This window comes from Rhizobium sullae (genome assembly GCF_900169785.1).
GTDB classification, from domain to species: domain Bacteria; phylum Pseudomonadota; class Alphaproteobacteria; order Rhizobiales; family Rhizobiaceae; genus Rhizobium; species Rhizobium sullae.
Map to the genome: position 1 here is coordinate 1 of NZ_FWER01000096.1, position 12,763 is coordinate 12,763.

Below are 12,763 nucleotides of genomic sequence, written 5' to 3' on the forward strand. Positions count from 1 at the left end.
CCTGCCGATCAGGTCGGCTCCATCCTGAGCGGAAAACCGCCTACCGTATATCTGCGTCCCAATAATGTACTGGAGCCATAAAGGCATTGGACGGCCTCGCTTTCGCCGACATGAAAGCGGGGTCCGACCGGGTCGCCTCATGGCTCGATCAGATGGACGCTCTCATCACGACGCATAAGCTTGGAGCCGAAGAACGGCTTCGCGTCGGCATGAAGCGCATGAATCTTCTGGCTAGCAAAGGCGATGGCCAAGGTACTGCACGCCTGATCGCGGATCTGGCGCCGTTCGTGAATGAACTGTCACCCGGTCATCGGCGCGTCTTTTCTTACAATCTCGCTTGCGCCGAACTTGCACTCGGGGAACCGAAGGCAGCAATCAAACGAATTCAGCCTCTGATCAAGGAATACTACGACCTCATAGGGCTGTCCCCCGAATTGGTGATGGGGAATAACGCCCCCAAGCTCGAGCCAATGTTGAAGGAGGGGGCGGAGGTCGATGACGTCAAGCATCTTGCGGACTCCCTTGATGTCTTGGCCAAGGCGCTGGATGCTGAAGGTAGCTTCTCTCCTCTGGCGCGCGTTCACGCCCTGAAATTCTACGATCTGGCACGCGCCCCGGACTCCCTATTCCGTGTCGGGCAGGATCTCGTCGACCAGTTCATCCGCCAGCGTGATTTCGATGGCGCGCTTAATATGATGGAATCGATCGTTCTGCCGCAGCTGCGGCAGTGGAAGTTGGCCGACTATCTTATATCCGTTCGTTCCCAGTTCGCGGTCGTCTTGGCATATTGCGAGCGATATTCTGAAGCCGAGGCCGAGATGTCCCGACTGGAGCCCTACAGATCTGGGCTCGGTCCGTTGGCGCAAAAGGAACTGGATGACCAGCGAAACTTGATTGCAAACCTTAAAAGGTTCGGGCCGCCTCCCAAGTGGGTTCCACCGCCGGGTTTGCTCGACCGGCTTGCCGCGCAGTTCGGCCGCAAGGGGAGAGTTCCATCTATGCCATCACGCGCTGTTGTGCCGAAGGTTGGGCGGAATGAACGATGTCCATGCGGATCGGGTAGAAAGTATAAATACTGCCACGGATGAAGCGACCAGCATTGGGATCGTGAGGACGGACGGTCGCCTGAAGCGTGATTAGGCGGTTAGAGGTGCAATCTGGCATGGGAGGTCAACTGAACTGACCGACAGCACGCTTCATTGGCGAATCCAGACAAACAATCTGGACATTCCGGACAATCCGAACTATATTCGTTTCAAAGAACATGGAGGCGATTATGGCATTGACTGCTCCAAAATCAGGTAGTGACAGCGGGTTCGCGGTAAAGCCAGCTGCGATGCACGATATTCTAGAGGTACTCGCCCGCCACAATCCCGGATTATCCAAGACGGCGCTCAAGGCGACGGGAAAGGTTATGGCCGCCATTTCGGCGGCGACGGCGCAGCTCACGACTGAGCAGCAACGGAAGATCGTATCCCATGAGGACAAGCTAGCGGAAGCGCTAGGGGCCGTGGTCGCTGACATCGCGTCCAGAGAGGGACGCCCCTTGACCGTGCTAAAGGTCGAGCGGCCGGTGGAAGTCAGTAGTGGAGCCGGGCTCAATAACCTGTTGGACATGGACGAAGGGCGACGACGACTGACGGCCTATGCGACGCCGGTGCGGATCGAGGATTGGGCGGGTCCCGTTGCTGGTCCCGCCGAGATCGAGAAGACGTTCGGTACGAAAAGATCGACGCTGCACGACTGGCAGAAGCGCGGGGCGGTTATCGGTCTGTTGAAGGGGGAGCGTAAGCATGTCTTCCCGTTGGCTCAGTTCGTGGACGGTCGTCCCGTCAGGGGCATGTCGGATGTGACCCGGATCATCGGCAATCCGCGTGCGGCATGGCAGTGGTTGATCCAACCGAAGCCGAGCATCGGCGGGGCGCCCCTTGATCAGCTCAAGGCAGGGAAGATTGACGAGGTTATCACGGCGGCCGGACGGGACTTCGGCTGAATCGTGAAGCTTGATTCAAAAACAGTCTCGGAACTCGCGCTTGATTTCCAGCCCCGGTCCTATCTCCGTGTGATGCCCGTTTCCCACATGGCGACTCCCCTCGGTATGGGCTTTGGGCAGACGCGATTTTCGAGCCCGAGCATGGCATTCCGGCTGGTTTATATCGCACGCGACGTGGCGACGGCGATTGCCGAAACGATTGTCAGGGACCGTTTCGAGGGCGCGACCGAACGGATTCTTGACCAGACCGAGATTGAGGAATGGGCCGTTGCCGAGGTGACGGCTCCGACGCCACTGGTAGTAATGGACTTACGCTCCACAGGGTTGCTGAGGCTCGGCGTCAGCACGGATGCAGCGCGCGCCAAGGAACATCGGGAAGGCCAGAAGTTCAGTGAAACTCTCTACAGCTCGTTCGCCGTCGATGGTTTGCTCTACTCGTCGCGGCTCACATCGGCAGAATGTTTGGCGGTTTATGACCGCGCCGTCGGCACCAAGCTTGAGGCATCGCCTGCGGTAAACCTCATCCGGCATCCCGACCTCATTCCGGCGCTGGAATCCATCGGAGTCACTATCCGGGGAGCGTAAAGCTGGAGGTCGACGGACAACTGGATCCCGGCGATCTGTCGCAGCTGATTTGCCTGTCATAGTTCGGGGAAATGGGTGAAGACGACGGAAGCGATCAGGGTTCGCGGATAGCGTATTGATTTCGGCCACGTCCTGGCGTGCCACGTCGACGGCCATCAAACGCCCGTCGCTGCTTGCGTGGATTTCCAGATTGCGTAGTTTTGCCGCAGCCGAGACTCGATTGATAGCAGCTGTGCGGCATAATCGATCCCAGCAGAAGACTTCGCCTCGACTTCCGTTGCCAGGGTGATAAGGCGCCAGGCTGCGTAGTCGTGGAACGGGTTGAGCCCGATGACATTGCCGTGCGAGAAATCAGCGGGCTCTGGCGCATTCAGGAGCTTGGCGAACTTTCCGATCGCAACGTTCAAATCCCAATCCGACACGAACAGCATGAGGGCGCAAAGCGCGAGAAGCGGGGCCGGGGCCTGGTTGAACCGGAAATATTCCGGCCTCGTCTTGCTGAACGAGATCTTGCTGTTTTTGCCAACAAAAGCACAAAGCGCCAAGCTCTTGTCGTAGAATGGCTGGAGGACGGTGGTGTCGAAAACCTCGTGGGCAAAATGCCGTTCTGAAAGATCACGGGCACGTTTCCAGTGCGCATCATCATGCACAACGCGCTTGGCACACTCGATCAGCGTGAGATTTTCCTCTGTGAACTGAAATTTTGCCGCTGCCTTCCAGTCAAAGGCGGGCATATCAGCCTGCGCAGGATGAAACTCCCAACGATGATAGCTGGGATGCCGCTGCAGCTGTTGCGCCCAGTCGACGATCTGAGGAGACGCGGTCACCGTAAACCTGGTCGAGGACTTGAGATCAAAAAACCACTGGCGCATCGCACGTACGGCGGCCTGGTCGAAAATCTTTTGCTCTATCCCCTTGCAGATCAGCGTGCGCACGGCTCTGGTCTCGACACTTTTTTCAGCCCCGAAATTAATGAGGCTGTCGGGCTGCCGCATCGTTTCATCGGCGGTGTAAAATTCACAAAATGGATGGTGCGCATCGCCACCGGACTGATCGGTAAACCGGAAATGCGCTTGCCGAACGACTGTCTTCGTCCCGCGCGCCTTGCTAGGCCGAACGATTTGCGCCCCACGCTTTCCGCATGAGGAGCATTGTATATCGGCGCGGATCCAGTCCGCCCAGGCCGAAAGATCGGGAATGCTTTGTTGTCCGCCAACTGGTTGGGTGTGGGTCAGCAACCACGCAAGCTGTTCGACATCCAACTCACGGGCATAATATTGAGAGAAAGCTGTCGCGGGCATCCATCACCACCGTTCACGTTCCGAATCTGCGCAGGGGCACTGTGCCTGAATTGCGTATTTGCAGCCAAACCGCCTGTCATTGCCGAACCTGTGGGCACGCATGCAGGCCGCAGTCTATCGACATCATTTCGCAGGTCAGGCCGCAATAGCCAGGTCTGGTCGCCAAACATGTGGCTGATAGTTCATCAGAGTCTGGCCATCAGCACTTCGGCTGAGTTCTATCGTAATCAACCTGTCATTCTGGAAAGCTGGACTCAATTCCAGCGCAAGATAGTCGAACAAGGGTTTCTCATGCACGGCCACGATAATCTGGCGTTGTGTTTTGGATTTAGCCAACGTGCGCAGCAAAGCCGCGAACTGCGCAATGTGCACCTCGTCCATGCTCTGCACGGGATCATCGATCACCAGCCATGGTAGATCCGGCGACACCGACAGATGCAGAGCGAGGAAAAGCGTGAGAGCTGCCGTGTTCAGATTGCCGGCACTTAACATCGCGCGCGGGTTTCCGCCTTTTCCACCAGCCCGGTACCACGTCTCGAGGATTGCCTCGACCGGACCACCATTTGTCTCCGGTACGGCGAACGCCGGAACGAAGGGCTCCTCAGGTGCCAAGCGGACAAACAGATCGCGCCAGACGCGGTTAAGTGAGCCATTGAAGACCTTTCGAACAATTGCTGTCCGCGCCTCTCCGGCGCGTTTGGCAAGTTCGCGCGCATCTTGAATAATGGCATCGGCACGCCCCTTGGCCGCATTCAGCGCAGCGATGCGGCTTTGCGCGGTGGTGATCGCGGACAATACCGGTTCACGCGATGCTCTCAACCTGTTCGACTCGAGAGTGTTGCCGGTCATTTCTCTTCGGAGGCTCTGGTTCGACGTGTATGCTGATACGAGGCGGGACGCTTCAGCTGTGAAACGAGCCAGTGCGGCATCGACAGCTTCGGCTGCGCCGACCGGATCGAGGTGAAGTTCGGTCGCAAAACGGCTCAGCGAGTCTCGGAGAACCGTCCCGCTCTGATCTGCAGCGGCAAGATCGGAAAGCGCACGCGATGCGGCGGTTGACACGGCCAGAAGGCGCTCACCTTCCCCGACGCTTTCGGCCATCTGTTCAAGAGCGAGGTTCGCCTCCTGTAGAAGAGCCTGTCTCGACCTGAGATCATCGCGGCTCTGTGGCTCGAGCCGTTGGCCGCGAACCTCACCGAGGCGCCGCTCTGCACTTGCAGCGGCCGCCAGTGTTGTTGCACGATCTTGGCTCAGTGCCTGCAATTGGCCCGCTGCTGCGGTGAGCTCTGCTATCCTCGCTGAGACATGCGCATGCAGAGGAGTTTCGGATGTTTCGCTAAAATCCCGCCCGCACACCGGGCAATCTTCAGAGTGTATGTGGGGTAGTACGCCACTCAACGCTTGGGCCAACACACCAGCTTCGGTTGCAAAGCTGGAAATCTGTTGTTCGAGCGCCAGGATTCTAGCTCTTGCGCGGGTGATCTCGCCGTCAAGATCAGCTTCACGGACCGAGGCTTGTGCGTCGCTGTTGAGAACCGTCGTACAGCGAGTGAGTTCCTCCTCCACCGCTTCAACGGCCGTGGAATGAGCATATTGCGGTCCACTGGAACTGATCGGCGGCAAATCGGGGAAGAGGGGAGCAAGACGTTCAAGCAGGCGGCTTAGCTCGCTGCCCTGGATAGCTTGCCATTCCTGTATTGCTCTGTCAGCGGCCACGCTTCGTGGCTCAGCTGCCACGCGCTCTTTGGACGCATCGGTGTTGGAAATCTGCTGCCATTGTCTTACCGCGACTTCGATTTCCCGCTTGATGCCCGTCAACCTGACAAGTTCTCGCTCCTCAAATTCGGGTGTGATCGGCAACGCGTCAGAGTTTTCTGGCTCAATAGATGTCAGTTGCGAGGTGCGCTCTTCGTTTGCCTTAGTGAGCTCCTGTATGCGCGTGTCGGTCGTTGCGAGCCCTGCGCGGAGCCGTATTACCTCCTGTTCGAGCTGCGGCACGGCATCCTTTGTCTCGGCGTAACCTGGAACTCCAGACCGAAGGCGACGGACATCGCCGGCATCATGTAGGCCGTCAATAATGGCGTCGAGATGATCGAGTCGGAGAAGATCTTTGACGAACCTCGTCAATGCTGAATCGGTTCGTTTGGGGGAATCCTGGTAGAGCTCCAGCAGTCGGCCCAGCGAGGATTGAGCGAGGAAGCAGCGCTCGCCGTAGAAGCGCGACAGATCGATGTCGAGCAGAGCGGCTCCCGAAATTCCACTGGCGCCCACCGTAAAGTTCGATTCATTCACATCCAGTCCAGCCGTATGGATCTGCACGTTGGCAGACTTAGCGTCCTTGTGTACCAAATGGCTGGCATAGTCGGGATCAACACGTTCAAGCGACGCAACGGACCCCGTTAAGGCCAGCTCGATGCCAGACAGCAGACTGGTTTTCCCAGCTCCATTTTGTCCATGCACCAAGACAATTGGTGCGTCGAGAGGAACCGTAATACTCCCCCTGATGCTGCGGAAATTGGTGAGCGTGATGGACTTCAACTGGGCCGGGCTCATTCGAAAATTCCTCCGGTGAGGTTAGGGCCTTTGTCAGCATCTGGACTGTCGACGTCGGGAACGACTAACGAGGCGTTGAGAAGTTCGTGCAACCGCGCCTGCACCGCATCAGAACCGTGCGCCCCCAGCGCCACCATGTCGACAACGGTCTTTTCCAGGTCGCTCGAACTTTTCACAATCGACTCCAGTGGTTCGGCAATGTCGTTGCTCGGCTCTGGCAGCGCCAAGGGGAGGAGTACCGCCAACCAGTTCTGCAGCAGAGAATTATCTTCTTCGGTTCCGATAACGCCGGTCGCCAAAACGCGGCACACTTTGGTCATCGCATCAAGGACAGCGGCCTTCGGCTTGGGTCCGACAAGAATGGTCGTCAAAGGGCGTTTCGAGCGCGCGACATCAAGCGCGCGGGCAACTCCCTCGACTTTACGCAGAATGCGTATGTCTGTCTCGAACGCTGTGTCCGCGACAAGTATGAGATCGGGTGACGGGTTCTCGCCTACCAATGCGGCGGGAACCTCAAATGAAAGGCCGGCAATCGACAGTGGGGATGGAAGTCGTCGATAGCCCGAACCCGTCAGTAGCTTTATGACGCCTTCTATGGGCGTGGAAGTGGTCATATTGCGGCTTCCTCACGAAAGAGTTGCATGAGTTCAGCACTGCTGGTCGTGGCCTGCAACAAGTCGTACATGCTAACTTCGCGCAAGCCCAAATGACCCGTGCGGCCCGGAGAACTTCGAGGCGACCGCGTCATGGTCGGCGGTTTCTCCGCGCTGTAAACGAGCACGGCGTCCTCATCATCGACAATGTGGCCGTTCTGCTGTAGCCGAATTGCCGCCCGCCCATGTGCGGCGAGCACCATCTTTGTGCTGCCGGTGGCTGTTTGGACACGCACGATTCCGGCTGATGGATCTGACGGATCAACGCCTTCCAGGGCCCACACGCCGGTTTCGATGCCGATGCCAAGAACGCCAGCCATGACGGCGACTTCGGCCAGTCCTGTGGACGGGATGTTCTGGTCCCCGGCGATCTGATGCAGCGGCGTGGAAGTCAGTGGATTGTATCGCCGCGGCGCAGTTCCTGCCGAGCCGTCCCGAAACATGGTCATTATCCGAGAGGTTTGGTCCGCGAATGATTTGACAAACTCCAACCGGTCGCCGTTGTCCAGACTGGAGAGATGGTTTCGAAGCGAGACGATGCCTTGCTTTATGGCATTCTTCCCATCCGGATCCAGGGTCCCCTCGACCAATTCGACCATGCCGCTCAGCTTGTCGCAGATCACTGATAACAGGAGCGCCATCAGCAGCGGATTGGCATAGGATTTGACAAGAGATTGTTCGTTGATCTGATCTCGCGTGGCTGCAGTATAGACCTGAGGATAGACGTTCCTCAGCAGTGCCTCTTGGTCAGCTCCAACCTGATCGCCAGAGAAAACGAAACTAGGCCTGTCACCAGGCCAGGGCCATCGCATCGTCGCTTCTGCACTGGCGAAAAACGCCTGGATATTCGAATCCTGCGCTGACAAGCCCATCATCAATGTCGGCTTGGAAACGGCGATGTCGGTGAGGCGGCCAATAACCGCTCTGTTTTCGAGAGCGGCGGCCCAACGATTGATCTGAGAGAAACGGGCGACAAGAAACGGGCGGTAGTGCGCTTCGTCGGAGACGGCGAGTACCGCGCAGCCGTGGAATTTGATCAGCTGGGCAGTCAGTTTTGGCTGCCGAAGGTCCTCGGACCTCACACAGACTACGAGTTTCGGTACGCCGCCCGTGAGCTCATCGATTGCTTTTTCCACGAGGCCGTCCCAGTTGGCTGTCGCGATATCCGAAGCCGCACCTTCTAGCACAAGCATTGCCATGCAAAGATGCTCAACGTCAGGTTCGATCGCTGGATTGGCGAACGTGGCTGCGATCCCTACACCTTCCCACAAAAGATAATCTTCGGGCTGGCCAGCAACGGTAATTTCCAACAACCGCGCATAATTGTTAGTCAGTCGTGTGACGATGGCAGCCCGATCAGGCCAGGTCGAAAACTCAACGCCGGTATTTACTCGCGCCCATTCTTCATCTGAGAGGCCAGCAAGCGCCAGGGCGCGATTCAAGGCTGATGCAACCGCACAGTTTGCATCAGCTCGATCAATCCTCTGTCGCAGGAACTCGATGACGCGAGGGATGATCTTCTTCAGGCCATCCACTTTTCCGAACGAGATGCCCGAACCAAGCCAGAATGCGTAGCGATCCTCGGCGACTCCGGCCGCGACAGACCGAAAGGAGCCATCGAGGATATCGAGTGTTTGGCGAATAGAAATGTTGGATGCGCTGGGCGCTAGTGCCATGTTTTTATGCCCATCGCGAAAGAAATCGAAGCAGCTAACTGATACTATCGACTATATTTTTACAGATCACTATCTCAATCTCGGCGTGCAATAAGAAATCGAACCAATTGTTCCTCATCAATCCGGCTGTGTGATGTCAAGCCAGGAGCCATCGGTGATCGCACGTGTAGCAGCACAAAACCCGACAAAGGAGATCGAGCCGAAGTTTACGATCGTCGAATTCGAAGTTGGCGTCGGGATGCGGAAAAATGATGAGGCTCTCGCCGAATATGTAAATGGCTGAACGTTTCGCGCTACCGCAAGGAATAAATGGATCGCCGAGGAAAATGCCTTAGCACTTCGAACGCATGCCGGCCAAATCCAGTCGGACCGAGGCGATAACCAGTGTCGGCGCTATCGGACAAGCGGGCGAATGAACGTCATCGAGTGCTTCCTTGGCGGAGCAGGGGCAGAGCAGCAGCGCGGCGTGGCCCGGAGGCCACGCTAAGCGCGGCGCTCGATGAGCTCCGGCTTCTTTTCGGTCCAGAGGCATGTAAGAATCTACAGCCTCTCGTCTATTCCGATTGGGTGAACCTACCGTTAATCGGAGGGGCCTATAGCCATGCAATCTCTAGACTCGCCGATGTCATGGGAGTACTCGGGACGCCTTATTACGACCGTGTTTTCTTCCCTGGCGAAGCGACGCATTCTTACGACTTCTCGACTGCTCACGGAGCTTTTGAAACCGGACTGCGTGCCGCGCGCGAACTCCTCGCAAGGTGATGAAATGGCCCCTTCTCTCTGCGGAAGAACCTCCGAGTTCCACAAATGCCATTCACGCGCGAAAAGCGAGTCTTTTCAGACGCTTACGAAATTTTGCCCGCCCGTCAGCGGTTCGATTCCTTTCAAGGCGATGGTTCCAAATCAGGAGAGCGACCGTTCGCATGCCGTTTAAAATCGGCCTCCCAACATCGAGTGAAAAGCCGCACTGTGAAACGTTGCCGCCGGCAGGCTCTCTCCAAATAATTCACCGAGACGCCCCTGCCAGCATTCTCCTAGCTCGACGGGTTGCTGCTGGGCTCTATCTTGCTCGAAAGCGACAAGCGCCGCTTTGATGACTCGTGTGATCGGGATCACAACAAGGGCATCCAGGGCCTGCTTTTGCAGCCCGATGACCTGTTTCACTTGATAGAGCATTTCCGGAAAAGTTTGATCGTTGCGGTCTGCGGCGGGAACACACGTCATTGCACGCTCGGCGATGGTGTAGAAGAGCGCGGTTTTCCGAAAATGCATATCGGCTATGTGGCCCGGCTTTTCCGACTCTATACCTGTCGTGGCGGACAGGAGCGCCCTTTTGATCATTGCCTGATGGAGATCGGACAGACATGCGACCAGGAAAAACGTTTGGGCGAAACGACTAAAGCCGCTGAGCTTTTCGTTTGAACCGCCTTCCAGAGGCCGCCACGCGCGTGCGTGGCTGGACATCAACAGGGTGAGCGCGTAGGCATCGCATGTGATTTCCTCAATGAGGTGCTCGCGGTTTTCCTCATAATGCATTCGCCGATTAGCTAGATCGACCCAGATGCGTTGGAGTTCCGCTGGCTCGATGTGTATTGCACCATAATGCTGGGCGATCGTTTCAAAATCTGGCCGCCTCTCGTAACACACTTCATTGAGCGCAAATTCAAACGCCGATCTTGCGCCAGCCTGCACGCGCAACATCAACTTGTCTGGCTCATGAAACATGAAATGAGAGATTTCGTGGGCGAAGATGAATCCGTCGATGATTGAAGACTGCCAGTCCGTCAGCAGTGTTTCGAGCACTAGCTTTAGTACTTCGTAATGCTGACGAAGAGCGGCTTCATCATGGACGTACTCGGACTGCTCCGGGACGCGAAGCGACAGCAGCGCTGAGCACAGGGCGGGATGCTGATCAGCCACGGCTAGGCCAGCAGCTGCGCCCAATACCTTCGCCGCCGCATCATAGGGTTGATCGCTCGCCACAAGTTGAAAAAGGCGTTTGAGTACCATCGACTGCGTGACATCGAAAAGGATGACGCCTTCGTCGCGTTTCGTGACGACCGACGCGCTCTGCTGCTTCGTAGCGATCAACTCTGCACGAAGCCGATCAGGCTTTGGGCCGGCGAGAGTACGAGAAAGGAGGGACAGGAGGGCGTTGCGCGGCTCCGGTCTAATTTGCTCCGGAGCGCACAGGTCCGAGTACCGTGCAGCTGTTCGCTGAGACCACCCTGTGCTCCAGCCTAAGAAATCGACCATGATTCACTTTGCCTCGCCGGCTCCACCTATATCGACTTCAACGCCATTCTTTGTCGCCTTGAATTTTATGCCGCGCCCTTTGATCGTTCCGATCAATACAGCGACAGAGGCAGAAATGGCTGTAGCGTTCTCAATTATGAGAGTGACAAGCGCGTTCGCGTCAAAGTTCTTTTTTACAGATAGTTCTGTTTGATCTGGATGCTCGTTGGCGAATTGGTCGAAAAGCTCCTTCGCTTCAGGCCCAGCTTCAATAACAATTTCGCTCATGTCCTATCCTCCATCAACATCAGTTGAAAATACATCAGGACTGTCGAAGACACCATGGAAGGCGGCAGCTGCAGCGGTGTATAATTTTAGCCGTGAATCACTGGAGCGGGCATTGACGTGCCCCCAATAAATTAGGCCATTTGGAACTGGAATTTTCCACTTATGATCCCTGGTGGGAAGAAGAGGAGAATTCGATGAAGGCCTCGAAGTTTTCGGAAGCGCAGATCGCATTCGTGCTGAAGCAAGCGGAAGATGGAACGCCGATCGGCGAAGTCTGCCGCAAGGCGGGAATTTCGGACGCGACGTTTTACAACTGGCGCAAAAAATACGCTGGGCTGATGCCGTCGGAGATGAAGCGTCTTCGCCAGCTCGAAGAGGAGAATGCCAAGCTGAAGCGGATCGTCGCGGACCTGTCACTGGACAAGGCCATGCTCCAGGACGTGCTGTCAAAAAAGCTCTGAGGCCTGCCCGCAAGCGCAAGCTTGTCGACACGGTCACGGCGGACTGGAAGGTCTCGATCCGGCGCGCATGTTCGGTGTTGAAGATCGATCGGTCGCTGTATGTCTACAAGTCCAGGCGCGGCGAGCAGGCCGAGTTGAAGCTGAAGATCAGGGACATCTGCCAGACACGGGTGCGCTACGGCTATCGCCGTGTTCATGTCCTGCTCAGACGTGACGGATGGCCTGTCAATCCGAAACGAATCTATCGCCTTTACAAGGAGATGGACCTCCAGCTCCGCAACAAGGTTCCGAAGCGACGGGTCAAAGCGAAGCTGCGGGCTGAGCGCACGGAACCGACCCATTCCAACCAATCTCCTTCACGTATTCCAGCAGGCTGACGTCTTTCCCCAGATCGCCAACAAAAGGCTTAAGTTCAGTTTTGGACATCTTTAATCTCCAGATCGCCTCGAGCTCAGAAAGCCTTGGCCGTGCGTGAAGCATGATACGTCTTCGGCGTCTCTCCAACATCGACATCCTCATCACGGATGCCGGCGAGCACGTCCGACGTTTATCAGATTGCGGCATAACAAACCACCTGACGTTTTAATTACGATATGACGGTAATAAGCCGTCATTTGGCCGAATTATGATCTTTTCGGCAGGAACGTCAACGGCCATTAAGCTGCCGCGCCGACAAAATTACCGGCTCCATCGGAGCAAGGCCTTTCGCGACGGCTTCGGCGGCGGAGACAATTTTGGTAGTGGACTTGCCAATTCCGCCCTTTCCATAGAATGCGATCTGACGCAGAGCTGCCATGCTTGGGGTTCCTTCATGTGTTCGAAGCAATGCGGTTATCCCGCACCGCGGATGCGGCGGCCCTTCCGCTGCCTCGCAATAGCTCTCAAGATTCGTGCCAAGTCGGCCGATCGAGCTGACCAACAATTATTCGCTGCTATTTCAGCGATGTGGGCGGAAAATATGGGATTGGGCGAAGACGATTGCGTGTCGCGCAAGCTGACAAAGGCGACGACGATGTCG

10 protein-coding genes and 3 pseudogenes are annotated in these 12,763 nt (G+C 56.6%); 6 read left to right on the top strand and 7 right to left on the bottom strand.

What is annotated here, in order from left to right; genetic code table 11:
* Window positions 1–962: 962 nt before the first annotated feature.
* From BN1800_RS44325 to BN1800_RS37600, 3 genes and pseudogenes are all read left to right on the top strand, one after another.
* Window positions 963–1,088, top strand: a pseudogene (locus BN1800_RS44325) (SEC-C metal-binding domain-containing protein); the annotation flags it as partial.
* A 188-nt stretch (window positions 1,089–1,276) separates the two neighbouring features.
* A complete protein-coding gene (locus tag BN1800_RS37595; protein WP_087005737.1) occupies window positions 1,277–1,993 on the top strand; it encodes an antitoxin Xre/MbcA/ParS-like domain-containing protein in 717 nt (238 codons plus the stop codon).
* Between the two features lie 87 nt (window positions 1,994–2,080).
* On the top strand, window positions 2,081–2,578 hold the full coding sequence (locus BN1800_RS37600; protein WP_375165823.1) for an RES family NAD+ phosphorylase: 498 nt from the start codon (window positions 2,081–2,083) through the stop codon (window positions 2,576–2,578).
* A 155-nt stretch (window positions 2,579–2,733) separates the two neighbouring features.
* Here the strand turns inward: BN1800_RS37600 and BN1800_RS37605 are convergent, their stop codons facing one another.
* The 4 genes from BN1800_RS37605 to BN1800_RS37620 form a co-directional block, all read right to left on the bottom strand.
* Entirely contained in the window at window positions 2,734–3,879 is a 1,146-nt protein-coding gene (locus tag BN1800_RS37605; protein WP_087005743.1) for a hypothetical protein, read from the bottom strand.
* A gap of 135 nt (window positions 3,880–4,014) precedes the next feature.
* Window positions 4,015–6,432, bottom strand: a complete 2,418-nt coding sequence (locus BN1800_RS37610) for an AAA family ATPase (RefSeq protein ID WP_087005746.1) — start codon at window positions 6,430–6,432, stop codon at window positions 4,015–4,017.
* Window positions 6,429–7,046, bottom strand: coding sequence for a hypothetical protein (locus BN1800_RS37615; RefSeq protein WP_087005750.1), 618 nt, complete (start codon window positions 7,044–7,046; stop codon window positions 6,429–6,431). The genes BN1800_RS37610 and BN1800_RS37615 overlap by 4 nt, the downstream gene beginning before the upstream one ends.
* Window positions 7,043–8,761 carry an SIR2 family protein gene (locus BN1800_RS37620; RefSeq protein ID WP_087005753.1) on the bottom strand — a complete coding sequence of 573 codons (1,719 nt, stop codon included), beginning with the start codon at window positions 8,759–8,761 and terminating at the stop codon, window positions 7,043–7,045. The genes BN1800_RS37615 and BN1800_RS37620 overlap by 4 nt, the downstream gene beginning before the upstream one ends.
* Window positions 8,762–8,915: 154 nt before the next feature.
* Between BN1800_RS37620 and BN1800_RS43550 the strand changes: the two genes are divergently transcribed.
* Together BN1800_RS43550 and BN1800_RS44330 are read left to right on the top strand one after the other, a co-directional pair.
* Window positions 8,916–9,044 carry a hypothetical protein gene (locus tag BN1800_RS43550; RefSeq protein ID WP_280173999.1) on the top strand — a complete coding sequence of 43 codons (129 nt, stop codon included), beginning with the start codon at window positions 8,916–8,918 and terminating at the stop codon, window positions 9,042–9,044.
* Between the two features lie 143 nt (window positions 9,045–9,187).
* The gene (locus BN1800_RS44330; RefSeq protein WP_425299106.1) at window positions 9,188–9,523 is read left to right on the top strand and encodes an FAD-dependent oxidoreductase; all 336 of its coding nucleotides are present in this window, start codon (window positions 9,188–9,190) and stop codon (window positions 9,521–9,523) included.
* A 168-nt stretch (window positions 9,524–9,691) separates the two neighbouring features.
* Here the strand turns inward: BN1800_RS44330 and BN1800_RS37630 are convergent, their stop codons facing one another.
* Together BN1800_RS37630 and BN1800_RS37635 are read right to left on the bottom strand one after the other, a co-directional pair.
* Window positions 9,692–10,852, bottom strand: a complete 1,161-nt coding sequence (locus BN1800_RS37630; RefSeq protein ID WP_143534239.1) for a hypothetical protein — start codon at window positions 10,850–10,852, stop codon at window positions 9,692–9,694.
* 168 nt (window positions 10,853–11,020) lie between these two features.
* A complete protein-coding gene (locus BN1800_RS37635; RefSeq protein WP_087005763.1) occupies window positions 11,021–11,284 on the bottom strand; it encodes a hypothetical protein in 264 nt (87 codons plus the stop codon).
* Between the two features lie 194 nt (window positions 11,285–11,478).
* Here BN1800_RS37635 and BN1800_RS37640 point away from each other — a divergent pair.
* Window positions 11,479–12,092 (top strand): annotated as a pseudogene (locus tag BN1800_RS37640) (transposase); the annotation flags it as partial.
* 385 nt (window positions 12,093–12,477) lie between these two features.
* On the opposite strand, the pseudogene BN1800_RS44335 reads toward BN1800_RS37640, so the two are convergent.
* Window positions 12,478–12,541, bottom strand: a pseudogene (locus tag BN1800_RS44335) (AAA family ATPase); the annotation flags it as partial.
* Window positions 12,542–12,763: the final 222 nt, after the last annotated feature.

What these genes read in the sequence shown, in the direction of transcription:
- BN1800_RS37595 (WP_087005737.1), top strand. Translation starts at nt 1,277, where the DNA reads ATGGCATTGACTGCTCCAAAATCAGGTAGTGACAGCGGGTTCGCGGTA.
- BN1800_RS37635 (WP_087005763.1), bottom strand. Translation starts at nt 11,284, where the DNA reads ATGAGCGAAATTGTTATTGAAGCTGGGCCTGAAGCGAAGGAGCTTTTC.
- BN1800_RS37615 (WP_087005750.1), bottom strand. Translation starts at nt 7,046, where the DNA reads ATGACCACTTCCACGCCCATAGAAGGCGTCATAAAGCTACTGACGGGT.
- BN1800_RS37600 (WP_375165823.1), top strand. Translation starts at nt 2,081, where the DNA reads ATGGCGACTCCCCTCGGTATGGGCTTTGGGCAGACGCGATTTTCGAGC.
- BN1800_RS37610 (WP_087005746.1), bottom strand. Translation starts at nt 6,432, where the DNA reads ATGAGCCCGGCCCAGTTGAAGTCCATCACGCTCACCAATTTCCGCAGC.
- BN1800_RS37605 (WP_087005743.1), bottom strand. Translation starts at nt 3,879, where the DNA reads ATGCCCGCGACAGCTTTCTCTCAATATTATGCCCGTGAGTTGGATGTC.
- BN1800_RS37620 (WP_087005753.1), bottom strand. Translation starts at nt 8,761, where the DNA reads ATGGCACTAGCGCCCAGCGCATCCAACATTTCTATTCGCCAAACACTC.